This is a genomic window from Pedobacter xixiisoli (assembly GCF_900215335.1).
Lineage (GTDB): Bacteria > Bacteroidota > Bacteroidia > Sphingobacteriales > Sphingobacteriaceae > Pedobacter > Pedobacter xixiisoli.
In genome coordinates, this window is the sequence record NZ_OCMT01000001.1 from 474,235 (window position 1) to 501,207 (window position 26,973).

Here is a 26,973-nt window from a genome sequence, read left to right on the forward strand (position 1 = left end):
GTCTTTACTGACTACTGACCACTGGTACCTTTTAATCTAATACTCACTGCATTCTTGTGCGCTTGCAGTCCTTCAGCCTCTGCCAATACTTCTACGGTTTGACCAATGTTTTTTAAGCCATTGTTATCTAGATGTTGAAAGGTGATTTTCTTGATGAAAGTGTCAACTGAAACCCCTGAATAGGCTTTTGCAAAAGCACTTGTGGGTAAAGTATGATTAGTGCCCGAAGCATAATCGCCTGCGCTTTCTGGAGTTAAGTTTCCTAAAAACACAGAGCCTGCATTGTTAATTAGCGGAATAAGTGCTTCGTAGTTTTCAGTAGCTAAAATCAAATGCTCTGGAGCGTAAAGATTGCTAAACTCCATGCCTTGCGCTAGGTTTTCTACCAGTACGATATACGAATTATCGATAGCTGCCTTCGCAATATCTCTTCTAGGTAATTCGGCTAACTGTTTCTCCACTTCCGCAATTACTTCTGCTGCAGTTTTATTTGAGGTGACTGCTAAAATCGACTGACTATCAGTTCCGTGTTCTGCTTGTGCAAGTAAGTCTGCAGCTACGTATGACGGAATGGCAGTATCATCTGCGAGCACTAAAACTTCCGATGGGCCAGCTGGCATATCAATAGCTACGCTGTTTTGAACTTGTTTTTTGGCTTCGGTTACGTATCGGTTACCTGGACCAAAAATTTTGTACACTTGAGGGACGGTTTCCGTTCCATAAGCCATAGCCGCTACTGCTTGTGCGCCGCCTACCAAATAAACTTTGTCAATGTTCAGCAAAGTAGCTACATAGGCGATGTAACAATTCACTTTTCCGTCACTTTGCGGAGGCGAGCAAACTACGATTTCTTTGCAGCCTGCAATCTTCGCTGGAATGCCCAACATTAAGAAGGTGCTAGGTAGCACAGCAGTGCCACCAGGGATGTACAGACCAACCCTTTCTATTGCCCTGTTTTCACGCCAGCATACTACGCCGGGCATCGTTTCCACTTTATCTTCTTGCTTTAGTTGAGCAGCATGAAAAGTATGGATGTTTTGGTAAGCTATATCGATAGCACTTTTTACATCTGATGGAATTTGTTTAGCAAGTTCGGCTAGTTCTTCTTGGCCAATAAATAGCGAAGAAAGTGCAATGTTGTCGAACTGTTGTGCGTAACTCAGCAGGGCGTTGTCGCCATTGCTTTTTACATTGTTAATGATTTCTTCGGTACGAGATTTAACTAAGTTGTCGTCAGAACTGCTCCGAGAGCATAGTTCTTTTAGTTTTTCTTTATTTAAATCCCTAAAGTTGTAGATTTTCAATGTTTTAAAATTTTAAATTAACTAATAGTTAATAGTAAAAATTAAATATTTTGAGTGTTTTTTATCTTATCATCATTTTTAAACACATGGAAAAATAGGTCTTAATATTTTAGGGACATATAAATTAAGAAGGACAAACTTCAAAGATTTATTTCCTTTAACAAGATGGTTTTCTATGTGACTATGTGTTTTCAATATTAAGTAATGATTTTCTCAATTGGCATCACTACGATTCCTTGTGCACCTGCCGCTTTTAGGCTATTGATTTTTACCCAAAAATCCTGCTCTTCAATTACCGAATGAACGGCAACCCAATCGTCTTCGAACAACGGAACTACCGTTGGACTTTTTACTCCAGGTAGTAAATCTACTACTGCTTTTAAGTTTTCTTTGGCAACATTAAGCACCACATATTTGGTAGTTCTAGCTCTTAATACGGATTGGATTCTTTGCACCAATTCTACCACTTCAGTATTGAATTCTAAACCTGGGGTAGCAACCAAAACAGCTTCCGAATTCATCACGCTAGTGAAAGGTTTTAAGCCATTATTTTTTAAAGTTCCGCCAGTAGAGACAATATCGAAAATGGCATCGCTTAAACCTAAGCCCGGACCAATTTCTACCGAACCAGAAATGTTTCTGATTTGCGCATTTACTTGGTTTGCTTTTAAATATTTGTCTAAGATGACAGGGTAGGAAGTCGCGATTACTTTGCCGTCTAGTTTGGCAACGCTGTCGATATCGCTATCGTTTTTAACAGCAATCTTTAAGGAGCATTTACCAAATCCTAATTTTTGTAGGTAAGATACGTTTGCGCCGGTTTCCACAATCACGTTTTCACCAACAATACCTAAGTCTGCTATACCATCTTGTACGTACTCAGGGATATCGTCATCTCTAAGAAAAAGAATTTCTAGAGGGAAGTTAGTAACAGTTGAGATAAGGGAGCTTTTGTAGTTTTCGAAAGATAAACCACAATTTTTAAGAATTTCTACTGATTTTTCGTTTAATCTACCCGATTTCTGGATAGCTATTTTAAGTGTTTTCACTTTGTAAAATTAAAGGATAAGAAATATAAATCTATTTTAAAACCGCTCTGAAGTACAGTGCATCACATTACATATCGCCACAATGGCGATGGTGTAGATGTAAATGATGGTTTAAAAATTGCGTCATTATACTTGTTTCTTTTCCTTAAATTTGCAGGACTGTATGGCAAATATATACTAGTTTGGTATACAATCCAAAAATAATGGCATTTAATTTGCATCGAATGCTTGTCTAAATAGAATTAATGATAAATTTTACCCTCCTCAACTTGAAAAAAACGCTACTTTTTATCGTTATATGTGCCTTTTTTAGTTCTTGTAACTGGTTTAAGGAAAAACCAGAGATTGCAGAAGTATTGGCCAAACATTTTGATAATAAGTTGTACAATAAATTTGACACGGCAGCCTATTTGCCTATTTTTAAGGCTAAGTTAGAGGAGCAGCGTAAAGGATTTCTAAATCCAAAGTTGATTTCTGCCTTTTATGAAAAGAATGAATACCTGCCTAAGCTAGTAACCAAATTTTATGTGAATGGTCAATTAGATACGCTTAAGAACTTTTTAGCTCAAAGCAAAGCTGATGGCTTTAATCCAGAGGTTTTTAACTTTAAAGTTTATGAGCAACAGCTCCAAATACTTAATCGTAACAAGTTTAAAACTATAGAAGAGGTATATGAGGCAGTTGCCGATTTAGAACTGAATACGGCTTATGCGTTGAATAAGTATACCAATTTTATGGGCTATGGCAGTATCAATCCACGTAATTTCTTTAACCGCTTCTACATCAAAGTGCTTCGTCCAGATAGTTTAAGGATGGATTCTGTTTTGAATACACAGAATTTAGTAACTGAATTGAAGAAAGTACAGCCAGCTGCTCATTCGTATACCGAATTGAAAAAGGCATTGGCTAGTTATCGCGACAGTGCAGGTAACGAGGAAAGTGTGGCACTAAAAGCTATCAAAATGAATTTGGAGCGTATGCGTTGGCGTTTACCGCAAGAAACTGAAGAGTTGGTAGTGGTTAATATTCCAGATTTTACTTTAACGTGGTTTAAGCAAAAAGATACGCTTGCCCACATGAACGTTTGTGTAGGAGGTAAGCGAGAAGCTGCTTACGCAGAAAAAATGAAAGCTTTCTTAAAATCGGGTAAGCTAGATGACAAACCTAAAAACCACGAAACACCACAATTGTTCAGTGTTTTTAATGCTATACAGGTAAATCCAATTTGGAATATTCCCGTAAGCATTGCAAAAAGTGAGATTTATTGGATGGCTAGAAAAGATCCGTACTATCTTTCGAACAATAACATTAAAGTATATTACAAAGCCAAATTAGTTGCCGACCCAGATACTATCAATTGGAATAAATATCCGAGAGAGAAACTGCCTTTTCAATTTAAGCAAGGCTCTGGAGAGGGAAATGCTTTAGGTAAATTTAAGTTTGTATTTGATAACAGTTCAAGTATTTATTTGCACGATACTAATAATAAATATGGCTTCAAATTGGCAAATAGAGCTATAAGTCATGGTTGCGTACGTATTGAACAGCCTTTAAAGTTCGCTGAACTAATGGTGAAAGATAAGTACCAATATGATAGACTACGCATGGATGTAGATTTGCCACCAATTGACACTACTAAAAATGCCGTCTATAGAAAAAAACTGGCTAAAAAAGCAGACACACTCAACATCTTTCAGTTAAAGCCTACCTGGTATGCGCCTCGAAAAAGTATTGGGGTATTTATTGCCTATTATACCGCATGGGCAGATAAAGGAAAAGTGCAATTCAGACCTGACGTTTACAATTATGACCCTATTTTATGGGATGCGATTAAACGATATATGTAGTTTTTAGGTATCAGTGGTCAGGTATCAGTGGTCAGGTATCAGGAGTTAGCGATGAGGTATTAACAGCCAAGTATACCTGTTCAATGTCGTCGATTTACTTTTTATTCATTACTTCCCGGATGTAGCGTCTTAATGCGATGCGCTATACAGTTTATAAGCGTAAACCATTACGCATTTTCAAGGTATAAAAATAATTGAAATTAAATAGTCTACTAATTTGGTAGTTTAAATTATTAATCTCTATATTAGCTGCCGAAATTTCAATAAACAAGCAAATTAATTTCTGATTTTAAATTTTTGGGAGGTAAACATGTGTTGAAAGATACCATAAAATAAAAAAGGGAAATCCTAAGACTTCCCTTTGGTGATAATTACTGAAACAGGTGTTCAATTGGCGTTGCTACCTGCTTCATTTCTCTAACTAAAACCTTTGTAAAATTATGCAAAAAAATGGAAAAGCCAACCGCTTTTTAAAGGGTAGGGCTTTGCCGAAATATGTTGTCATCTTTTCGGTATTTCTAATTCTCCTCTCATATTCGTCTCTTGCTCAAAATAATCCGCTTATTAATTCTAAACTTACTGGTAAAGTTATTGATGCCCGTACCAAAGAACCACTTGCTGGTGCTGTAGTGCAAATTGAAGGCGTAACTAACCAAACGCAAACAGATGCTGATGGTCAATTCAATTTGGTCACTGGCCAATCGTTTCCTTATAACCTCATTGTTTCTTATCTAGGTTACGAAAAACAAAAAGTAACGGTAAATGGTTCACCTATTACGGTAGAGCTTAAAGAAATAGCCAACGAATTGAGTGGTGTGGTGGTTACCGGCTACAACACTCAAAAAAAGCAAGATTTTACAGGCTCTGCAGCTAGGGTAAGTGCTAAACAAATAGCCAACCGACCAGCACAAAGTTTCGATCAGTTGATCGGTGGACAGGCAGCTGGGGTAAATATCGTGCAGCCGAGTGGCGTACTTAATGCCGCTCCAGTTTTCCGTATTAGAGGTATCAATTCTATTTCATCTGGTATTTATCCTTTAATTGTGATTGATGGAGTACCGTCGTTTACAGGTCAGCAGGGTGGTAATGTGGGAAATAACCCGTTATCAAATCTTAATCCGGGAGATATCGAATCTATTGACGTATTGAAAGATGCATCTGCTACAGCAATTTATGGTTCTAGAGCAGCAAATGGGGTAGTCGTAGTAACCACGAAGAAAGGCAGAAGCGGCAAAACCAAAGTCAACTATGATGCTTGGGTAAATGTAAGCACTCCCGCTAATTTACCAGAACTGCTAGATGCTTCTCAGTATGTAGCTATCAAAAATGAAGCGATGGTAAATGCAGGTAGACAACCGGGCTTCGCTTTGCAAACTCGTTCAGATGGTTCTACGGTAAATACCGATTGGTACGATGTAGCATATCATAATGGTGTTTCTCAAAACCATAACGTAAGCTTTTCTGGCGCTACGGAGGCAACTAATTATTTCATCTCCCTAGCTTATGGCAAGCAAAATGGTATTCTGCGTACCAATGATCAGGATCAAAAGACAGCTCGTATAAACCTAGAACATAAGCTTTTTAACAATATCACTTTAGGAACACATATCGGTTATAACAATACGCTGGGTAGAGGGCCAGCTACAGGCTCGCTACCTGGACAATACATTGGTACCGATGCACTTTCACGTATGACTTATGTTTTGCCGCCAAACGTAGCGGTTTATAACGAGGATGGTTCTTACAACATCCAAGATAAGCAACGTGTAGGGTACGGAGCTAACAATGCTAATGCAGCGAGTGCTGGTTATGTAGGCAATATTAATGCTTACAACTTGCAATTAATTCTCGATTTGGATAAGTACAGCTCGGAAAGTAATTCTTTATTAGGAGATGTATATGCTGAATGGGAAATATTGAAAGGTCTTAAGTTTAAAACTACCTATGGGTTAAATAAGCTTTTCATCGAAAACCTAAGCTTCCAAAATGGAATTCACGGTGATGCAGGGCCAGCAAATGGAGGTGCTACCAATACCAACCGTAGGCTGAACAGAAGCGATTGGGTAAATACTTTGAGTTATAACAGAACCTTTTTAGAAAAACACAACCTGAATGCTCTAGTTGGCTACGAAGAAATTGTAACTACTGTTGATAGTTGGGGTGCACAGCGTTTAGGTCTTTCAGATCCATTTTTTACCAGTTACCAAGGAGGTTTCACCACCATTACACCTAGTGGCAATTCGCAAAGTAGAAATGGCTTTATCTCTTATTTCGCTAATTTGAATTATAGCTTTGCTAGTAAATATTTATTGAGCTACAGTTTCAGAAGGGATGGTTATTCGGGTTTGCCAAAAGATAATCGTTTCGGAAATTTTAACGGAGGCTCTGTGGGTTGGGTAGTGTCTGAAGAAGATTTCTTTAAAAACTCTCCATTGGCATCAGTATTCGATCGCTTTAAAATCAAGGCGAGTTACGGAGAAGTGGGGAACATCAATATCGGAGATTTTCCTTCTTTAGGCTTATTTAGCGCTGCAACTTATAATGGTATCCCAACACTTGGCTTCTCGCAAGCTGGCAATAGTCAGTTACAATGGGAAACGAGTAAAAAGAGCAACGTGGGTGTGGTTTTATCTTTCTTAAAAGAGCGATTGACCTTCGAAGCCGATTATTACAACAATAAAGTAGATGGATTGATTTTAGATGCCAAGCAAGCACCTTCGAAAGGAATTCCTGGGAATATAATCAGCGCTAACGTGGGCTCACTTTACAATAAAGGATTTGAATTGGCACTAACAGCTGCTATCATTCAAAAAGATGATTTTAAATGGAATGCGAATTTTAATATCTCTACGGTAAAAAACAGAGTAACTGCTTTATCTAACGGAGCTGATATTTACTCGCCTAGTAACTTCGGTATCCAGAACATGACTAGAGAAGGGTATTCGATTGGTGCCATTTGGGCAGTCCCTACCAATGGCGTAAACTCAGCAAATGGCAATCGTATCTTTATCAACAGAGATGGTAGAGAGGTACAATATAACCACATTGCTACCAACAAATGGACTTATCTAGACGGTACTGTAGCTCCAGCTATCGATAATTATTTGGATGGAAGGATACAAGGATCATCATTGCCAACTTACTATGGTGGCTTAAACAATAATTTTAGTTATAAGAGATTTGATCTAGATTTTGGGATCATCTTTTCTGGAGGAAATAAACTTTATAATGGTACAAAGGCAAACTTGCTAGATCAACGTTATTTTAACAATGGAACTTTCGTGTTAGATAGATGGACGACTGCTGGACAGGTAACTGATATTCCTAAGCTTTATTTTTCTGATAACGTCTCTACAGGTTTCTCGATTACCAACTCCGCAATGGTAGAAGATGGTTCTTTCTTAAAGTTGAAAAACTTGGCTTTAGGTTACAGAATACCAGCACAAACCTTGTTTAACGGTAAAATTTCGAGCCTAAGGATTTATGCACAAGCAACTAACTTGTTTACCATTACCAAATACACAGGTTCAGACCCAGAGATTTCTATCAATGGAAACTCAATTGCTTCAGGTAAAGACCACAATGCAGTTGTAAATGCCAGAACTTTTGCTTTGGGCTTAAATCTTCAGTTCTAATCCTTTAATCCATTCACATGAAAACCATATATCAATATAAAAAACACTTAGCAGTTGGGTTAATTGGAGGATTTGCTTCTCTTCTTTCGCCTTCTTGCACTAAAGATATTTTAGATACCGAACCACAAACTTCCATTTCAGAACTATCTGCATATAGTACACCCGATAAAATTTTGGCGCAGGTAAACAACTTGTACTACCGAGTGCAACGAGCACATTTCTATGGTGGGCGTTATATTTTGTTTAATGAGCAAAGAGGCGAGGAGTTTAGTCAGAACTCAGGTAACGCGGCTGAAGGAGCTTTAATTTGGCAAAATGGGGCTTTATCTACAGATACTTTTATTGGAAATCTGTGGAGTTTGGCTTATCAGGCTATCAACAATTCAAACATTTTTCTAGATCGAGTGGGCACTTCTACTGTAGTAAGCGGAACTTTGAAAGACCAATATCTGGCGGAAGCTAAATTTATTAGGGCACTTTCTTATTTTGCTTTGGTACAGTTTTACGCTAAACCTTACCTCACCGATCAAGGTGCTAGTGCTGGTTTGCCTTTAAGACTTACTCCAGAAACTTCAGCAGGTAATGATAATTTATCCCGATCTACTGTAGCGGCAATCTATACGCAAATCATCAAAGATTTAGACGAAGCAGAAGCGGGTTTGCCTGCGGGTTACGCTACTAATGCATTGAATACTTCTAGGGCACACAAGGCATCAGCTATTGCTTTAAAAACGAGAGTTTATTTGGCCAAAGGTGATTTTCCTAAAGTAATTACCGAAGCGCAAAAATTGGTGCCAGCTACTGCGCCTTATGTGTATACTGCTGGTACTACTACCCACAGATTGGAAACTAATATTGCAACGGTATTTGGTGGAAGTTACACTGGAAATGAGGCTATTTTCTTCATTCCTTTTAATGCTTTGGATGGTCCAGATCAGCAAAGTGCACTAGCACACAATTACATCGGTGCAGTGATTTTATCTTTAAGTAATTCGGGTATCTATTCAAATACTGCTTTATCAGGCGCTACTTCTACAGATGCTAGAAAAGGCTTGATTACCGTTAAAAATAGTCTGAATGTGCTGAATAAGTTCCCTAAGTCTGCCACCCCTTTTACAGACTATATTCCAGTATTGCGTTACGCAGAAGTATTGCTAAACTATGCAGAAGCAGCCGCGGAGAATAACGATTTAACTACGGCTAGAGCATTATTGGATGCGGTGAGAAAACGTTCTGATGCAAGTTATACGTTTACTCCTGCGGCCATCACTTTAAAAGCAGATTTAATCAACACTATTTTAACCGAACGTAGAATAGAGTTATTGGGTGAAGGCTTTAGAACATTTGATTTGCAACGCCGCTTGCAACCGTTGCCAGCTAAAACAGAAGGTATTGTAAATGTTGCGCAAGTACCGACTACAGCGAGCAATTATATCTGGCCAATTCCGGCAGATGAACAAGGTACTAACGGAGGAATTTAAAAATGTTTACAGAAGAATAGATTAACCATTTCGTCATTTCGACGAGGAACGAGGAGAAATCTAGCATCACGTATTCATTATGCTAGATTTCTCTCTACGTTCGAAATGACGGCAAGGAAAACAAAATTAAATTATAAATGATGAAAAAGAACATAGCTTTTACCCTCGCATCCTTTGCCTTTGTCGCTCTCATTTCTTTTAATGCATTTAAGAAACCCGTTGATTTAGCAGACCAAATCTATATCAATGGCAACATCTTAACTGTTGATGCCAACAACTCTGTTGCCGAAGCCGTAGCTATTAAAGGCGGGAAGATTTTGGCGGTGGGTAACAGCGCAACCATCAGCCAATTAAAAGGTGCGCAAACCCAAGTCATCGATTTAAAAGGTAAAACGCTTATTCCAGGTTTTATTGATGGACATAGCCACTTCATGAGTTTAGGACGTGGTAAAACAGCAGATATTTCTCCGCCACCAGTGGGTACGGTAAAAACAATTGCTGATATCGTGACGGTACTTAAAGCTTTTCAAAAAGCAAAGGGGATCAAAGCTGGCGAGTGGATCAATGCCAGAGGGTACGATGCAGACCAGCTGAAAGAAGGAAGACACCCCACTAAGGAAGATTTAGATGCCGCTTTTCCTGATAATCCAGTTTCATTGGGGCACACTTCTGGTCACATGTCGGTAGTGAATTCTTATGCGCTTAAAATCTCTGGGGTAAATGGCAATACCAAAGATCCAGAAGGCGGACAGATTGTAAAAGGCAAAGACGGACAGCCTACAGGTTTACTTCTAGAAAGAGCTCGTTCGGTACTGAAAACCAGTGGAGATAGAGTAAAACCAACCATAGAAGAACAATTAGGTTTATTAGATGAGCAGCAGCAATTGTATGCAAGTGAGGGAGTTACTACTGCTCAGGATGGTGCAAGTAGCTTGCCTTCTATCGAGCTTTTAAAGGAAGCCGCTAAAAGAAAACGCCTTTACATTGATATTGAGGCTTTACCATCGTTTGCCATTTTATCACGTTTAGTTAAAGACGGTAAATATGCTTTTAATCAGTTTGATAACCATTTGAAGTTAAAAGGTACAAAGATCTTTACCGATGGTTCACCACAGGGAAAGACGGCTTTTTTCACTAAACCGTATCAAGTAGATGTACCAGGTTGCCATGATAATTGTACCGGTATTCCAACCATCACACAAGAGAAATTAGACGAAGCGGTACATTATTGCTTTGCCAATAATATCCAACCTTTTACTCATTGCAATGGCGATGCAGCGATTGATATGTATATCAAGGCGATCAAAAAAGCCAATACCCAATTTGCAGCTAAAAGCAACGCTTTACGTCCAGTAGTGATCCACTCGCAGTTTGTAAGGCCAGACCAATTGGATGATTACAAAACCTTGGGTCTGATTCCTTCCTTTTTTACCAACCACGCTTTCTTTTGGGGAGATGTACACGTACGTAACCTAGGCAAAGACAGGGCTTGGTTTTTAAGTCCATTAAAGTCTGCACAAACCAAACAAATCACCTTTACCAATCATACTGATTTCGGAGTAACGCCAATCAGTCAGCTTTTTTTATGGTGGACTTCCGTGGCTCGTGAGTCTCGTTCAGGTCAAGTGATTGGTCCGGCAGAGCGTTTAACCGTTTTAGAAGGTTTAAGAGCTATCACCATCAACGGTGCCTATCAATATGGAGAGGAGAAGGAAAAAGGTTCCATTGAAGTGGGTAAGAAAGCAGATTTGGTTATCCTTTCAGAAAACCCATTGAACTTTGAAGTAGCAAAAATCAAAGACATCAAGGTATTACAAACCATTAAAGAAGGTAAAACTATCTATCAAAGAAAATAATGAAGATCAAATATAACGTTGCAGCCATTGTTGCTGTCCATTTATTAGCAATTACAGCTAAAGCACAAACTGGCACAGCCGATAAAATATGGCACAATGCTAAAGTATTGACAGTAAATGCAAGTAATGAAGTTGCCCAAGCGGTAGCAATCAAGGATGGAAAAATATTATCCGTAGGCAGTAATGCCGAAATCCTAAAACTGAAAGGCAAGCAGACTGATGTAGTCGATTTAAAAGGTAAAACTTTAAGTCCAGGTTTTGTAGACGGACATAGTCATTTTTTAGGCTTAGGGCAAAATGACTTGGCCAATGTAGCAGCGCCGCCCATGGGTAAAGTGAGTAGCATTAAACAGTTGGTAGATGAAATTGTAAGGTTTGCTGCCGACCGTAAAATCAAAAAAGGTGACTGGGTAACTGCTTATGGCTACGACCAAGACCAGCTAACCGATAAAAGACATCCCACTAAAGAAGATTTAGACGGTGTTTTTCCAGAAAACCCAGTGGTAGTGGCACATATTTCTGGACACATGTTAGTAGCTAATTCTGCTGCCTTAAAGTTAGCAGGCATTGATGCGGCAACCAAAGATCCAGACGGTGGCGTTATTATCAGAAAGACAGGAAGTACAGAGCCAGCAGGTTTGCTGCAAGAACATGCGCAAGGGCTAGTACTATTGCAATTAGGTAAAATCAAGCCCACTTTACAACAACAGTTGGATAGAGTAAATGCACAACAAAAACTATATGCGAGCCATGGTTTAACTACTGCACAAGATGGTTTTACTGATAAAGCAACGCTTGATTTATTAAAGGAAGCTGCCAAACGCAAACAATTGTATTTGGATGTGGTAAGTTTAGCTTCTTATCGAATCTTGGATGAAGTACTGGCAGACACGCTGAATTATCAGTTCAAACGTTACTACGATCGCCTAAAAATAGATGGCATTAAATTATCGGCAGATGGATCGCCACAAGGCAAAACAGCTTTCTTTACTAAGCCTTATTTGACTTTAGTGCCAGGCTGTTCAGATCATTGTACTGGTGTACCAACTATTAGTACTCATATTTTCGACGAGGTGGTACTGAAAACTTTTAAAAACAATATTCATTTGTACACTCATTGCAATGGCGATGGTGCTATCGATTTATACATTGCTGCGGTAAAAAATGCCAATCAGCAATTAGGTAAAAGCAGTGTGGGGCGCAGAACGGTAGTCATCCATTCGCAGTTTGTACGCCAAGATCAGTTGGATGAGTACAAGAAATTGGATTTATTGCCATCCTTCTTTACCAACCATGCTTTCTTTTGGGGCGATATACATCAAACAAACTTAGGTAAAGAAAGAGCATTTGGTTTAAGTCCATTGCGTTCAGCGATAAACAAAGGCATTGTATTTACTAATCATACCGATTATCCGGTAACACCAATTGATCAGTTATTCTTGTTGTGGAGTGCTGTTAACCGACTTTCTCGCAGTGGCGAAACCATCGGCGAAGCGGAAAAAATCAGCCCTGCTGAAGCTTTAAGAGCGATAACGATCAATGGTGCTTATCAGTACGGAGAAGAAAAATTTAAGGGGTCTATCGAAAAAGGAAAATTAGCGGATTTGGTTGTGCTATCCGACAATCCCTTAACGGTCGATCCCCTTAAAATTAAAGACATTATCGTATTAGAAACATTTAAAGAAGGCAAGCGCATTTATAAGAAAGAATAAAACATGTTAAATCAAATCACAACCGTACCCATCAAAACCACTCAACGCGTAGCAGAAATATCTTGGTTTAACGACATTATTGGCGGCGATACCGAATATTTAGGCGTATTGGATGGCCAACGAAGAAGCAGTTTCGAGCATTGTAAAGATATCACGCTAACGGCAGATCGTTTGGGTTACAGCAAAATATTACTGCCAACGGCTTACACTGTCGGACAAGAGGTGCTCACTTTCGCTTCGGGAGTAGCACCTTTTACCAAAAATATCAACTTAATTACTGCCATTAGAACTGGCGAATACCATCCACCGATGTTGGCAAGATCGTTAGCAGGCTTGGACCACATGCTACAAGGAAGGCTCACCATCAATATCATCAATTCTGATTTGCCAGGCACAAGGGAGGATCCAGAATTAAGGTACTTGCGTTGCGCAGAAAACATAGAGATTTTGAAGCAAGCTTGGACACAAGAAGAAATTGACTTCAAAGGTGAACTGTATCAATTTAAAATGGCTGCCGACCCTGTAAAGCCTTACCAACAAAACGGAGGTCCGCTGTTGTATTTCGGTGGAACTTCTGAAGGGGCGAGAGAAATTTGCGCAAAGTACTGCGATACTTTCTTAATGTGGCCAGAAACGGAAGAAGCCATGTATGAAACCATGAAAGACATGAGCCAACGTGCCGCAAAATATGGTAGAAAGATAGACTTTGGTTTACGGGTTCATGTAATTGTGAGAGAAACCGAGGATGCAGCTAAAGCACAAGCGAAAAAACTATTGAGCCATTTTAACGAACAGCGAGCCGCCGAAATTAGAGCAAGGGGAGAAGATTCACGTTCTTTAGGTGTAATTAGGCAAGATGAAATGCGTAAGCATGCCGATGCAGAAGGTTTTATAGAACCTCATTTATGGACTACCATTGGTAAAGTTTTCTCTGGCTGTGGTGGTGGTTTGGTAGGTGATCCAGATCAAATCATCAATAAGCTTAACCGATACATGGACATGGGCATCCGTGCTTTTATCTTTTCGGGTTTTCCGCTGATAGAAGAATCGGAAGTTTTTGCTAAGCATATCCTTAGTCAAGTACCTAATGCTTCCTTATCAGAGTTACACGGACGAATTCCCAAAAAACCACCCATTACACCATTAACTACAGCATCTTTAAAATAACCTAATGGAATTACAACAAGAAGAAAACGGTAAGCAGTTTAAACGAGAGCTGAACCTTTTAGATGCTACACTTTTGGTAGTGGGCAGTATGGTAGGCTCAGGTATTTTTATTGTAAGTGCCGATATTGCCCGTCATACAGGTTCTGCTGGTTGGCTAATTTTGGTTTGGATTATTGGAGGTTTTATGACGTTGACTGCGGCTTTAAGTTATGGTGAATTGAGTGGGATGTATCCAAAAGCTGGCGGACAGTACGTTTACTTGAAAGAGTCATACAATCCACTAACTGCTTTTTTGTATGGTTGGAGTTTGTTTGCGGTCATCCAAACTGGAACTATTGCTGCAGTTGGTGTATCATTCTATAAATTCTTGGCTTATTTTATCCCTAGCGTTAGCGAAGATTTAGTGTTGTTTAGTATCGGGAGTTTTAAAGTCTCCCCAGCCCAGGTGTTGGCCATTGGGCTTATTTTTATCCTCACTTATATCAATACCAAAGGTGTAAAAGGAGGTAAATGGATTCAGCTAATTTTCACCTTGACCAAAATAGCCAGTATTGCGGGACTAATCATTTTCGGTTTTGTGTTCTTTAAATCTGATGTGGTGAGTATCAACTGGAGTGACGCATTTTCATTCAAGAAAATTTTACCTGACGGCTCTTTTTTAAGTTACGAAAACTTGCCAGCTTTTGGCGGCGCTTTGGCTTCGGCTTTGGTAGGTGCCATTATGAGTTACGAAGCGTGGAATAACGTGACTTTTGTAGCGGGAGAAATTAATAACCCTAAAAAGAACATTGGCTTAAGCTTACTTTTAGGTACTTTGCTCGTGACGTTAATTTATGTGCTGCTCAACCTCATGTTTACCATGGTTTTGCCTTTAACCGAAATTGCAACTACAGAAAAAGATAGGGTAGGCATTGCGGCTTCACAAGCTATTTTTGGCGCCAACGGCACAATTATCATCGCTTTACTAATTATGGTGGCTACTTTTGGTTGCAATAATGGATTGATTTTGGCAGGTGCAAGGGTATACTACAGCATGGCCAAAGATGGCTTATTCTTCAAGAAAACAGCAAAGCTGAACAAGCATGCCGTACCAGAGTTTGCTTTGTGGATTCAATTTGTGATGGCTTCCATTCTTTGTTTAAGTGGGAAATACGGCGATTTATTAGATATGATTACGTTCATCGCGGTATTATTTTACGTACTTACCATCTTTGGTATTTACATTTTAAGAGTTAAAAAGCCAGACGTAGAAAGACCTTACAAGGCTATCGGTTATCCAGTATTACCTGCAATTTACATTGTGTTGGGGTTAAGTTTCTGTATTTTGTTGATCATTTATAAACCTTATTTCACTTGGCCTGGCCTAATTATTACTTTGATAGGCATACCATTATATTATTGGAATAAAAGGACTACAGTAGCGGAATAGAACTTAGATAATACTGATAGTTTAAAACTAAAACTTGCAAAGTCCAAAACCTCCAGTTATCTTGGGTAAATAAAATTTATCGCTGAACTCGGTATATGGTTGTACCGAGTTCAGATTTTGTTTTCTTAAGGTATTACCATTATGAAACGTCAAATTCTAGTTGCCCTACTTTTACTGCTAAGTGTAAGCAGCTATTCACAGTCGGCAAATGATCAGCTTTTGTTAAGACTTCAAGCTATCTCAAGTAATGGAACCGATTTTTATAATATAGATGGGATAGAAATAAGCAACTTCGCCGTCTCCACAACGTTCTCTAAGAAAACAATTGCGAAGAAATTTAAGCTTTACCATATTAAAGAGGCTGAACTGCTGCACTCCGATTCTACTATTCAGCAACCGAATTATTATGTGGAAAAAAACGTAGAAATTGCACCGAACATTATTCAGCATGCTACCTACTATTTTGTAGAGACGTCAAACGGAGTGAACGGTATTGCTTTCTCTGCTATCAACAAAAGAGACAAGGCTTTAGAAAAGGAACTGCTACCTTTAATTCTCAACAATCAGATTCCTCGGTCTCAGTATGAAAAATTAACGGTAGATAGCATCGATTTTGCTGGTCGTAAAATGAAGTTAGGACGAAGTTGCAGATGGATGGGCGTAGCAAATATGCAATGTCCATCAGATGGGCAGATGAATTGGAGTATCCATGCTACGCTTGAAGATGCTAAGCTGACTACAGAAAATCAGTTTCAGGTTATACAATCTAAGAAACAAGGGAAGGTAATAGCTGAAGAACAAGTTGATGTACTCTTCGAGGGCACTGAGGTAAAAGCAAAAAGAGTAGTTTATGATTTTAAGGGCGTAACGTCGTTGTTGGTGGGCATGAGTGGTGGTAAAACATTGACCATTTATTTTGTAGCTGCGCCAGTACGACAAAATTTCGTGAGTTGCGTGATGAGCTTTTGGAACAACGACGAGATTAATCCAAGCGGCTTGCCAATATTATTGGAACAAGTAATGGAATTGAAGAAATAGTAGATATCTCAACGATCCAAACTTTATTGATAGCTAGACTGTTTTTTAGCTATGAACCCATCATCAAAACTTAGGATAGTCCTTTTCATAACCTTAAACGTTTTGTTATTTTCCTGCCAAAATAAAAAGGCAATGGAATTTAAGCATGCGCTGGATGTGCAGGAACGCAAGGTTACTCACATGCTGATAGGTAAAAATGCTTCAGAATCTCGTAAGCTGGAATATTTAATTGACGATGACTTTGATAAAGCGCTTTTAGTGGTGGATGAACAAGCTAAGGAATTTGATAAAGTGCTAGATACCGTGAAAGGGCTAAATACAGATGGATTAGCTATGGGAATTGAATTGAAGAAATCGAAAGTTGATTATTATGAAAGCTTAAGGAATCTCCATTTGTACGCCAAAAAGGAAATCACACAGCAGAAGCTTATTCGGCAAACTAAGGATAATGAACGAGATAGTGCGCAGAATGATTTCCTTAAACTATTAAAAACAAAACAAACACTCTATGATAAAGTCTTTCAAGCAGATGAAAAGCTTTATCAAACCCTAGCAGAGTTTGATAAAGCCAATGGATTGTAGCACTCTAATCTTTCAGAATAGTTGTAATGCCCCTATTTTTATCGTCATTCCCGCGTAGGCGGGATTTGTATTCTTTGATAACCAAAGCATTATTAAGATGCAATCATAATTAACCATTAATAATTATAGCCTTCTTCCTCGTTGCCATCACCGTTTGCAAAATCACAGATAGCATCACCAAGCCCAATCCGTAAAAGAAAGAACTATTGACTTCCCTTCCTTCGTTAAAAAACAAGAAAGCGAGAATAATGGCGTAGATGGGTTCTAGGTTAAAGGTAAGGTTGAGCGTGAAAGCCGCTATCTTTTTCAGTATTTCGGCAACCATCACATACAAACCAACGGTACAAAATAATGCTAACACAAATAAGTAACCAGCATCGCTCCAGTTAGGCAATAATGTATTTACCGGAAAGTAATATAAGTACAAAGGTAGCAGCGCTCCCAAACCAATGGTGCCACCCAGCATTTGATAGTAATTGATTTGAATGCTATGATAGGTCTGCACCAAGCGCTCGTTGTAAATGGTATAAAGTGCCGCAAAGGCAGATGAAATTACACCTAATGCAATACCCAGTTGGTAAGAAGCATCAAAGTGGAAAATCAAACTAATGCCGGTTAAGGTAAGTAAGCTCAGTAAAAGTTGCGAAGGATTGAACCGTTTTTTGTTGATAATCGGTTCGAATATTGCCGTGAAGAAACTTGTAAGGCAGTAGCAAACCACCCCAATAGAAATATTTGCATACTTGATGCTGCCGTAAAAGAAAACCCAGTGAATGGTAATCAGCATGCCAATTTTGGCGATATCAAACTTCTCTTTTAAATTATTTAAAGGTTTTATTTTCGATGCTTTTAAAATGATGAAGAGAATTATGGTAGAGAACAATACTCGGTACCAAGTTAAAAGTCCTTCGTTTAAAGTGATAAGTTTACCAAAAACACCTGTAAAGCCAGCTAATACTACTGCAATATGCAGCATGATATATGATTTTTTCATAAAAATTGTACTTCCCAAAATTGGGATAATTAGAGATTAATAATTCTTTGATATAGACTAGTCTTGATAGGAGAATTTATCTCAAATCTTAAAGCTAATCCCGTAATTTTTTAAGGATTATTAAGGCGCTGGAGGCGAAATACAATTTCTTACGTTCATGCTAATTTTTGTATACGAACAAATATAGTATAAATGCTAATATCTACTACTAAAATGGTAGATGATTTAAAAGACAAATTCAAGCTGTTAATTAGATTGATTTAAATATTAACCTAGATTCATTGACTATATTTCTTGAGATAAAATTAGTATATATTTTATCTTGCTGATCTTTATTGGTTTATGATATGTTTTTTAGATATTTTGGAAGTTTGATTTGCAAATAAGATAATAGTAGCTACATTTGCATAACTAGTTATGTAATTAATTATATAGATATGAATTTTTTTGATAAAACAGGAAAGATGGCTTTAGGAAGTAGAATGCGTCTGCTTACTTCTAAAATGACGGATGATGCTGCCAAGATATATGAACTATATAATGTTGAATTTTCGCCAAAATGGTTTCCGGTATTTTTCGTACTGGGAGAAGATGGAGAAAAGACCATTACAGAGATTGCGGAGGAGATAGGTCACTCACAACCATCAGTAACTAAAATTATTAAAGAAATGGTTGCCGCGGGTGTAGTTGCTGCTAATGCAGGTGCAGCCGATAAGCGAACTAATGTGGTTGGTTTAAGCGAGAAAGGAAAGCAATTATCTGAAAAACTAAAAGTGCAGTTGCTAGATGTAGAAGCTGCTGTAGAAACGCTGATTGCAGAAGCAAGACATAATTTATGGGAAGCTGTAGCGGAATGGGAATTCTTGCTCGACCAAAAAACATTGCTGCGCAGGGTAACGGAAGAGAAGAAAAACAGGGAAAGTAAAGCAGTACAGATTGTGCCTTACGAACGTAAATATCAATCTGTTTTCAAATCATTGAATGAAGAATGGATATCGACCTATTTCACTATGGAAGAGGCAGATTACAAGGCTTTAGATAATCCAGAAACTTATATTATAGAAAAGGGTGGCCAAATATTGGTAGCGCTTTACAACGACGAACCTTTGGGTGTTTGTGCTTTGATAAAAATGGACGACCCCGATTATGATTTCGAAATGGCTAAAATGGCTGTATCTCCAAAGGCACAAGGTAAAAATATAGGTTGGCTTTTAGGATGTGCGGTAGCAGAAGCAGCAAGGCAATTAGGAGCTAAGAAACTGTATTTGGAAAGCAATACGCTCCTCAAACCAGCAATTAATTTATATCATAAACTAGGTTTTAAAAAGGTGGTTGGTAGGTCTACACCATATGAGCGTTGTAATATTCAAATGGAATTAAATCTTAATCAATAATTTAAAGAGAATGAAAAGTATAGTAACTAAAGAAAATGCTGTTAAGAGACAGTTTTTAGGGGTAGATTTTGTAGTACTCTCCATTGGAGAGAAATCCATGGTAACTAAAATGCTGTATAAAACAACAGATTTTGTACCTTTTCACCAGCATCCAAATGAGCAAAGTGGGTATGTAATTTCTGGGGAATACATCTTGAAATATGGTCACGAGGAATTTAAGTTAACCGAAGGAGATACGTATTCAATTCCGGCCAATATCGAGCATTCTATAGAGATTGTTGTAGCTGGTGAAGTGGTTGATGTATTTACGCCTATTAGACAAGATTATATATAATAGTAAAATTGATGTTTGAAACAAATGCTTGGAATCGTATTCCTTTAGAAGACTATGATTTGCATATGGGGCATCAAAATGTAGCTCAATCGCAGTTATTGAATAATTTGACTAAAAAATATCTCCAAAAGTATCAACCTAAAAGCACTTTGTTTTTGGGCATAAGTAGTGGGAATGGCTTAGAGCATATTGATACCGACATTACGGAAATGGTATGCGGCGTAGATATCAATAGTTCTTATCTGACGACAACCCGAGAAAGATTTGGAGATAAAATCAAGCAATTGCTACTTGTAAATTAATAATGGCAGTCAATCTGTTAGGCAAACAGGAGTGGAAACGATTAAGTATGTGAAAGATATATTTAGTTTGGTTGATAAAAACAACCTAGAAAATGCAGCCCTAAAATTTGGTTTCAAATTAGCTAATGCTGAAGAAAATATACTTCCAAATGGAAAGGAATTGCATACTTATGAATTTGAAAAGAACACCTAATATTCTGCAATATTTATATTTTAAATATTATTTATAAGCTGCAGTTAGGGCGAAGATTTTCTCGACCTAATCTTTGGCATCGTTTGCACTAAAATTCATTGGTTTTACCATTTTGTACCTAAGTTTTATACTATCTTTAAAGCTGTCTATTGCCGTTTTATGGTGACGGATTGATTTATAAAATTACATGAAGCTTCACAACATATTCCTGTTTATATCTATTTGCATTTTCGGCTGTAAAGCACCTGATGATAAAGAACTTTCTAGAGAAGAAAAGCGTGATGCCATATTAAAACAAATCAATGCACCCGCAATTTCTACTACTGTTTTGCAGTTAACTGATTTTGGTGCCAAAGGCGATTCTATAAGCAACAACAAACCTGCTTTTGATAAAGCCATGCAAGCCAGCAAAGCTAAAGGCGGAGCAAAGATTGTAGTGCCAGCTGGCATTTACTTGGTTAACGGACCGATCCATTTTGTAGATAACACCACTTTGGAATTGCAAAAGGGAGCAAAGCTGATATTCGGTACTAATGCGAAAGATTATTTGCCAGTAGTGCCAACCAGTTGGGAAGGAACTTTTATCCACAATTACAGTCCGCTGATTTACGCCTACCAAGTTAAAAACGTAGCCATTATTGGCGACGGTACAATAGACGGAAATGGTAAAGACGGCTTTAGTAAATGGTACGATTTGCAGAAGCCAAGCCAGCAATTGAGCAGGAAGATGAACCACGACGGTACACCGTTAAAAGAGCGTATTTTCGGCGAAGGGCATTACTTGCGTCCGCACCTTATTCAGTTTTACGATTGCAAGAACATTTTAATAGAAGGTGTAACCATCGCCAACTCTCCATTTTGGTCGGTACACTTTCTAAAGTCGGAGAATATTACCGCTAGGAAAGTGAAATTCAATGCCTTCAATAAAAATAATGATGGTTTTGACCCCGAGTATTCTAAAAATATCTTGATAGAAGATGTTGAATTTAACAATGCGGACGACAATGTCGCCATCAAGGCGGGGCGTGACCACGAAGGCAGAAAGACGGCTATTTCTTCAGAGAATATCATTATCCGTAACTGTCGTTTTAAAGGCTTACATGGTGTGGTTATTGGTAGCGAAATGTCGGCGGGCGTACAAAACGTATTTGTAGAAAATTGCACTTACGGTGGCTACTGTAAAAGAGGTATTTACTTAAAATCTAATCCAGATAGGGGAGGATTCATCAAGGATATCTATGTGAATAATGTGGAGTTTGGTGCGGTAGAAGATGGCGTTTTTATCACTTCCTTTTATCATGGCGAGGGCAAAGGTTTCGCTACAGCAATCGAAAATATCTTTATCGAGAACTTAAAGTTTAAAAGTGCAAGTCATGCGGGCTTAGTCATTCAGGGTTATCCCGATAAAAAAGTAAAGAACGTATATTTTACCAACATGAAAATAGATTTTTGTGCCACTGCAGTGAGTTTAACGAATACAGAAAACATCGTGTTTAATGATGTAGTGATAGGGCAGGAAGTTAAAATTCCATCAGCAGTGAAGTAATCATTCAATATTCTTAACCTTCAAATTAACTGCTGTTTGCAGTATTTATTTTTAACTGAATTGCTTTTGAAACTCCAGTGTCAGTTTATATGTTATTACTAAAATCCGTTAACATTTCGAGGCTTTGTAGTAATCGAAGAAACATCCCAATTTTGGAATAGTGCCTTAATTTATTGGCAAACTCTTTTCCGAATAGTCGTCCCTTATTTCTACTATTTTGTTAATTCTTTTTCTGAATAACAAAAACTCTAAAGTTGTACAGAGTAGATAAATTATTGAAAAAATTAAAAAATTTCTGAACACAGTAACACTGCCGGTGTATAGAAGGCTTTCCGTTAAGGTATTGATAATTATAAAAATGACACAAAATAACGGTATCCCTAAAAATGTGAGTAATGAAAGGTAAAAGTTATTTCTGATTTTATCTATCAGGTTTAGAAAAAGTGTAAGCGAACAAAAAACTATTGCAATAAGATATATAAATGAATACGTTACGTTTAATAGGACATCTAGAATTTGTAAAACTTGTTCCAAAAAATTTCCATCCTCGTGATTTGTATCAGCAATAACTATTCTGTAAATAATGAATAAGGCAACACCTATGAAGATATTCATCAGCCAATACCTAAATATAATTCTTTTCATATTTTTAACTTCCTCCGTTGCCACTTGTGTTTGTAGTTTAAGCTTATGTATAAATAGTTTGGAACTTCGCGATAATGGGATTCAAGGTATAACCTTTTTTTGGTATAAAAGTTTAATTTAAGAATTTCGAAGTTTCGGATAATTAACGAACAACATTTTCAAGTCAGAATTGTCGCCGGCAAATAATATATATCTGGGCTTGTATACTTTCGATTAACTTATTTCTATGTTGATATTACCATTTGATTAATGGATAAGGAGTTTTTACCACAACGGCATGTTTTTTGGTTAATCTTTGATGATCAAATCTTAAAATAATGAAACAAATATCCGCAATAGTTGTGCTTTTTGCATTCTTTGCTTCTTGCAAGAGCTACAAAGAAGCTGGTAACGGCAAGCAGAAATATGAAATAGAAAGCTTAATAGTTAGTAAATCTCCATGTTTTGGCACTTGCCCGATGTATAAACTAGAGGTCACTAAAGACGGAAGTGCCTATTTAGATGCACGTAATTTTTTAAAGAATAATTTAAAAGGCAAATACACTGCTAAGTTGAGCAAGGAAAACATGGGCAGTTTACTTAAGGAACTCAACCAACTTGATTTTCCGAAGCTAAATGATAAATATGGAAATAATCAGATAACTGACTTGCCTGCCACCGATTTGGAAATTCGTTATAACGGAGCCAATACCAAGAAAATACACGACTATGGCAATAGGGGAACAGCGGAGTTAACCAAGTTTTATCAATATGTTGACAGCTTGATATATGCCCAACAATGGCAGAAGGTAAACTAAGAAATTAAATGTGAAAGGCTCCGAGTAAATCGGAGCCTTTTCTGTGGAGCTGAAGGGAGTCGAACCCTTGTCCAGTTGTGTGATAAATTATGCTTTCTACGTGCTTATTTTCCAATTGGTTTTCGAGATGCATCGGGCTGGAAACCGACCTTGATAACATCCTTAGATACTTTGTTTCGCGATTGCATCGTACCTCTACAAAAGCTAGCATGGTTATATCGATGCCTCTGATGCTAACCTAACTATGCAGCAGTTAGCGAGACAAAAGCTTTCTTAATTCTAAATTAAGCAGCTAAGGCGTAGTTATTTTCGCCAATTATTGTTTTGAACGTTCTCTTTAAAGTGCTCTCCGTACAACGCACTGCATGCTTACATACTCAGCGCCACCCTGTCAAATCCAGGAACAGCCCCATTTTAGTTGTCAGTTATTAGTGGTCAGGTATCTGTAAATTGATGTTGACCATAACTAAGCTGCAAAAGTACAAAAAAAATGCCAATAATAGTAGTTAGATGCAAGGAATTAGGTATTAGTCTGATTTTATTATTAAAGATAAATGGCTAATGAATACTGATAATTCCTTAAATAAGGAATGAATTCTCTAGCAAACTAATACCTAACTACTAATACCTAGCCCCTGCATTAAATCTTTCTACCTGTATTAATCACACTTACACCATTGAAACGTGTAGTAGGACTGCCATGTGATACTGCACTAGCTTGGCTCGGTTGCCCTTTGCCATCAGAGAAAGTACCGCCCAGTCTGTAATCATTTTGATCACAACGTTGTACACATGAGTTCCAAAATTCTTGCGTATTGGCTTGGTAAGCCGCATCTTTGAGCATCCCAACAATCTTACCTTCTTTAATTTCGTAAGCGAGTTGTGCACTAAACTGAAAATTATATCGCTGTTGGTCGATAGAATAAGAGTTTCTGCCGAACATATAAATGCCTCTCTCTACATTTTTAACCATGTCAGCAGCAGAAAGTGGTGTGGTTCCAGGTGTTAAAGAAACATTTGGCATACGTTGAAATTGGATGCTATCCCAACTATCGGCATAGCAACAGCCTTGAGATTCCTTTTCGCCAATAATATGTGCTTGGTCTCTTATGGTTTGGTAGTTCACTAAAATACCATCTTTAATGATATCCCATTTGCCACATTTTACACCTTCATCATCGTAACCTACAGCACCTAAAGAACCTGTTTCCAGTTTGTCGGCAACAATGTTTACTTCTTTACTGCCAAAGTTGAATTTCTTGCTTTCCCACTTGTCCAAAGTTAAAAAGCTGGTTCCTGCAAAATTAGCCTCATAACCTAATACACGGTCTAACTCTGTCGGGTGTCCAACAGATTCGTGAATCGTTAAAAATAAGTGTGATGGATCTAACACCAAATCATATTTTCCTGGAGCAATTGGCTTCGCTTTTAGTTTTTCATCTACATGGACGGCTGCTTCACGTACATCTTCCAGCATATCGTAACGCTTTTTGTACATCGTAACCGGACCACCTTTAATCTTTTCGCTATCTAAAGGTTTTAGGTATTCAAATCCCATTCCCATTGGGGAACTTAAGGCATTTCTTGTTTCAAATTTACCTGCTGCGGCATCAATCTTGGTAAGCGTAAATGTCGGCCATATCCTGTGGATATCTTGGTCGATGTAAGAACCATCTGTAGAGGCGAAATACTTCTGCTCGTTTACCATGAATAAATTAGAGTTGATGTATTTGGCGCCGCCTTTAAGGGCTTCGTTGTTTACGTTAAGCAATAAATCTACTTTTTCGGCAATAGGAACAGTAAAAGCATTGGTTTCGATAGGGGTTTTCCAATTAACCTCGCCATAACCTTTTTGTGGCGCAAGTTGAACAGGTTCGGTCATGATTTTTGCATTCCCTTTTGCAATGGCTACTGCTAATTTGGTTGCTTTAGCAATACTGTCGTTATCCAAGTTGTTGGTTGCCGCAAACCCCCAAGCTCCATTGGCAATTACCCTAATTCCCATTCCGTAAGACTCGCCGTTGGCAATGTTGTCTACTCGTTTTTCTCGAGTGGCAATTACCTGATTAAGATAGCGACCAATTCTCACATCTGCATAACTAGCTCCATTAGCTTTTGCGGTGTTCAGTACCACATCTGCCATTTTCTTTTTCAAAGCCACTTCTACTGGTGTTAATGCCTCTTCTACTGAAATGAGTTTCCCAAAGGCAAGGCTTGGTAGCATTGCTGCGCCAGCACCAAGACCAGACAAGTATAAAAAGTCTCTTCTTTTCAATTTAAATGGATTGATGTCACGTTGAACTTGTCGAAGGATAACGTTTCGACAAGCTCAACGTGACAGATTAAATATTAAATCGCATCAGATAATGATGAGAACGTGAAGTCACGAATTTTCATCGGTGGAATTAAGCCACTTCCTGTACGTACAGGTTTACCTAAGGCTTCTACATTGTTTAACATGATCACCGGACTTTCGTTAAACCTGAAGTTTTTGATAGGGAATTTAATCTCACCATTTTCGATATAGAAAGTACCGTCACGAGTAAGTCCAGTAAGTAGTAAAGTTTGAGGATCAACCATACGGATGTACCAAAAACGGGTTACTAGAATTCCTTTTTCAGTGCTTTTAATCAAATCTTCTAAAGATTGGTTGCCACCCTCCATCACAATGCTTCTGCTAAAAGGTAGGGGCTGTGTATTTTTCTGTGATGCCCAATATCTTGAGTAAGAAAGATTTTTCACTACACCATTCTGCACCCATTGTGTTTTGGTAACTGGCAATCCGTCGCCACTCCAAGTAGAACCTGGTACTTCTGGATTTAGCGGGTCAGAATAGATATTGACGTTTTCAGAGAAAAGCTGTTCGCCTAAACGGGTTCCTCCACCTTTCTTGCTCATGAAACTACGACCTTCGTCGGCACTACGAGCATCAAAACCTCTGAACATATTGCCCAGCATATCACTAGCTGCCAAAGGTTCTAAAATTACGGTGTACTTGCCTGGTTCAATAGCTTTAGCACCAGCCGAGCCATTTGCTTTTGAAGCGGCGATTTTACTTAGCGCTAAGGTGTCCATTTTATCAAGATTGTTGAAATCTTGCTCTACGTAGCCAGAACCTGTTCCTTGCTGGTTACGCATGGTTACCGAGAAAGAAACGTTGGTGCTTTTGTTGTAGGCAAATAAGCCTTTAGAGTTCATGATAGAACTGAAACGGTTAGCATTGACTAAGAAACCAGCTGCTTCCAATTTTGCTCCTTTAGATACACTTAAGCTTTTAGCTACCATTTCTGCCCTGGTATCAGGATTCATGGCGGCAGTTTTGGCATTATAGGTCAAGGATTCTGAAAAAGTTTGCGGACCCAAAGGTGGCATGTACTCAGGATTTTCAGGCGCCAGCTTAGCTAATTCTTCAGCTCTTTCTACTACTTTTTTTAGAGAAGCATCATCAAATTCATTGATGGTAGCAGTTCCTGTCTTTTTACCAAAAGTAGAACTTACGCCCAAACTCATTACATCAATTTGTCCGGCTGTAGAAACAGCATTACGGGCATATCGAATATTTCCTTCATCAGAACCATTTAAACTTACTTCGCACGCATCTGCTTTAGAATAGCTAAGTACCTTTTTTAGAATTGCCTGCGCTTCTTCTTTACTTAATATGGCCATAA

At 38.2% G+C, this 26,973-nt stretch carries 20 protein-coding genes and 1 other RNA gene; 15 read left to right on the forward strand and 6 right to left on the reverse strand.

Going from position 1 to position 26,973, the window contains the following annotated elements; genetic code table 11:
- Positions 1–11: 11 nt before the first annotated feature.
- A complete protein-coding gene (gene hisD / locus CRO54_RS01995; RefSeq protein WP_097128086.1) occupies positions 12–1,304 on the reverse strand; it encodes a histidinol dehydrogenase in 1,293 nt (430 codons plus the stop codon).
- A gap of 197 nt (positions 1,305–1,501) precedes the next feature.
- Positions 1,502–2,353 carry an ATP phosphoribosyltransferase gene (hisG, locus tag CRO54_RS02000; protein ID WP_097128089.1) on the reverse strand — a complete coding sequence of 284 codons (852 nt, stop codon included), beginning with the start codon at positions 2,351–2,353 and terminating at the stop codon, positions 1,502–1,504.
- A 245-nt stretch (positions 2,354–2,598) separates the two neighbouring features.
- On the opposite strand from hisG, the gene CRO54_RS02005 reads away from it, so the two are divergent.
- From CRO54_RS02005 to CRO54_RS02045, 9 genes are all read left to right on the forward strand, one after another.
- Entirely contained in the window at positions 2,599–4,200 is a 1,602-nt protein-coding gene (locus tag CRO54_RS02005) for a L,D-transpeptidase family protein (protein WP_097128092.1), read from the forward strand.
- Between the two features lie 440 nt (positions 4,201–4,640).
- Complete coding sequence (locus tag CRO54_RS02010; RefSeq protein ID WP_097128094.1) at positions 4,641–7,835, forward strand: SusC/RagA family TonB-linked outer membrane protein; 3,195 nt, start codon at positions 4,641–4,643, stop codon at positions 7,833–7,835.
- 17 nt (positions 7,836–7,852) lie between these two features.
- A complete protein-coding gene (locus CRO54_RS02015; protein WP_097128096.1) occupies positions 7,853–9,316 on the forward strand; it encodes a RagB/SusD family nutrient uptake outer membrane protein in 1,464 nt (487 codons plus the stop codon).
- 140 nt (positions 9,317–9,456) lie between these two features.
- A complete protein-coding gene (locus CRO54_RS02020; protein ID WP_171047803.1) occupies positions 9,457–11,172 on the forward strand; it encodes an amidohydrolase in 1,716 nt (571 codons plus the stop codon).
- Positions 11,172–12,884 carry an amidohydrolase gene (locus CRO54_RS02025; RefSeq protein ID WP_097128100.1) on the forward strand — a complete coding sequence of 571 codons (1,713 nt, stop codon included), beginning with the start codon at positions 11,172–11,174 and terminating at the stop codon, positions 12,882–12,884. The genes CRO54_RS02020 and CRO54_RS02025 overlap by 1 nt, the downstream gene beginning before the upstream one ends.
- Before the next feature lie 3 nt (positions 12,885–12,887).
- Positions 12,888–14,051, forward strand: a complete 1,164-nt coding sequence (locus CRO54_RS02030; protein WP_097128103.1) for an LLM class flavin-dependent oxidoreductase — start codon at positions 12,888–12,890, stop codon at positions 14,049–14,051.
- Between the two features lie 4 nt (positions 14,052–14,055).
- On the forward strand, positions 14,056–15,480 hold the full coding sequence (locus tag CRO54_RS02035; RefSeq protein ID WP_097128106.1) for an APC family permease: 1,425 nt from the start codon (positions 14,056–14,058) through the stop codon (positions 15,478–15,480).
- 141 nt (positions 15,481–15,621) lie between these two features.
- Positions 15,622–16,518 carry a hypothetical protein gene (locus CRO54_RS02040; RefSeq protein WP_097128108.1) on the forward strand — a complete coding sequence of 299 codons (897 nt, stop codon included), beginning with the start codon at positions 15,622–15,624 and terminating at the stop codon, positions 16,516–16,518.
- Positions 16,519–16,650: 132 nt separating this feature from the next.
- Positions 16,651–17,100, forward strand: coding sequence for a hypothetical protein (locus CRO54_RS02045; protein ID WP_097128110.1), 450 nt, complete (start codon positions 16,651–16,653; stop codon positions 17,098–17,100).
- Positions 17,101–17,209: 109 nt separating this feature from the next.
- Here CRO54_RS02045 and CRO54_RS02050 read toward each other — a convergent pair whose 3' ends face one another.
- Positions 17,210–18,094 carry a DMT family transporter gene (locus tag CRO54_RS02050; protein WP_097128113.1) on the reverse strand — a complete coding sequence of 295 codons (885 nt, stop codon included), beginning with the start codon at positions 18,092–18,094 and terminating at the stop codon, positions 17,210–17,212.
- Positions 18,095–18,531: 437 nt separating this feature from the next.
- Here CRO54_RS02050 and CRO54_RS02055 point away from each other — a divergent pair, with 437 nt between their 5' ends.
- From CRO54_RS02055 to CRO54_RS02080, 6 genes are all read left to right on the forward strand, one after another.
- Complete coding sequence (locus tag CRO54_RS02055; RefSeq protein ID WP_097128116.1) at positions 18,532–19,488, forward strand: bifunctional helix-turn-helix transcriptional regulator/GNAT family N-acetyltransferase; 957 nt, start codon at positions 18,532–18,534, stop codon at positions 19,486–19,488.
- A 10-nt stretch (positions 19,489–19,498) separates the two neighbouring features.
- A complete protein-coding gene (locus tag CRO54_RS02060; protein WP_097128119.1) occupies positions 19,499–19,822 on the forward strand; it encodes a cupin domain-containing protein in 324 nt (107 codons plus the stop codon).
- Positions 19,823–19,833: 11 nt separating this feature from the next.
- Entirely contained in the window at positions 19,834–20,124 is a 291-nt protein-coding gene (locus CRO54_RS02065) for a hypothetical protein (RefSeq protein WP_097128121.1), read from the forward strand.
- Between the two features lie 31 nt (positions 20,125–20,155).
- Positions 20,156–20,317 (forward strand): hypothetical protein, encoded by a 162-nt coding sequence (locus tag CRO54_RS21090; RefSeq protein ID WP_171047804.1) that lies wholly within the window; start codon positions 20,156–20,158, stop codon positions 20,315–20,317.
- 187 nt (positions 20,318–20,504) lie between these two features.
- Complete coding sequence (locus CRO54_RS02070) at positions 20,505–21,863, forward strand: glycoside hydrolase family 28 protein (RefSeq protein WP_097128124.1); 1,359 nt, start codon at positions 20,505–20,507, stop codon at positions 21,861–21,863.
- A 962-nt stretch (positions 21,864–22,825) separates the two neighbouring features.
- Complete coding sequence (locus CRO54_RS02080; RefSeq protein ID WP_097128126.1) at positions 22,826–23,305, forward strand: DUF6438 domain-containing protein; 480 nt, start codon at positions 22,826–22,828, stop codon at positions 23,303–23,305.
- A gap of 41 nt (positions 23,306–23,346) precedes the next feature.
- Here the strand turns inward: CRO54_RS02080 and ssrA are convergent.
- From ssrA to CRO54_RS02095, 3 genes are all read right to left on the reverse strand, one after another.
- Positions 23,347–23,716, reverse strand: a transfer-messenger RNA (tmRNA) gene (gene ssrA / locus CRO54_RS02085).
- A gap of 229 nt (positions 23,717–23,945) precedes the next feature.
- Positions 23,946–25,580: a TldD/PmbA family protein gene (locus CRO54_RS02090; protein WP_097128128.1), complete on the reverse strand. Its 1,635-nt coding sequence runs from the start codon at positions 25,578–25,580 to the stop codon at positions 23,946–23,948.
- A gap of 74 nt (positions 25,581–25,654) precedes the next feature.
- Positions 25,655–26,971: a TldD/PmbA family protein gene (locus CRO54_RS02095; protein ID WP_097128131.1), complete on the reverse strand. Its 1,317-nt coding sequence runs from the start codon at positions 26,969–26,971 to the stop codon at positions 25,655–25,657.
- Positions 26,972–26,973: the final 2 nt, after the last annotated feature.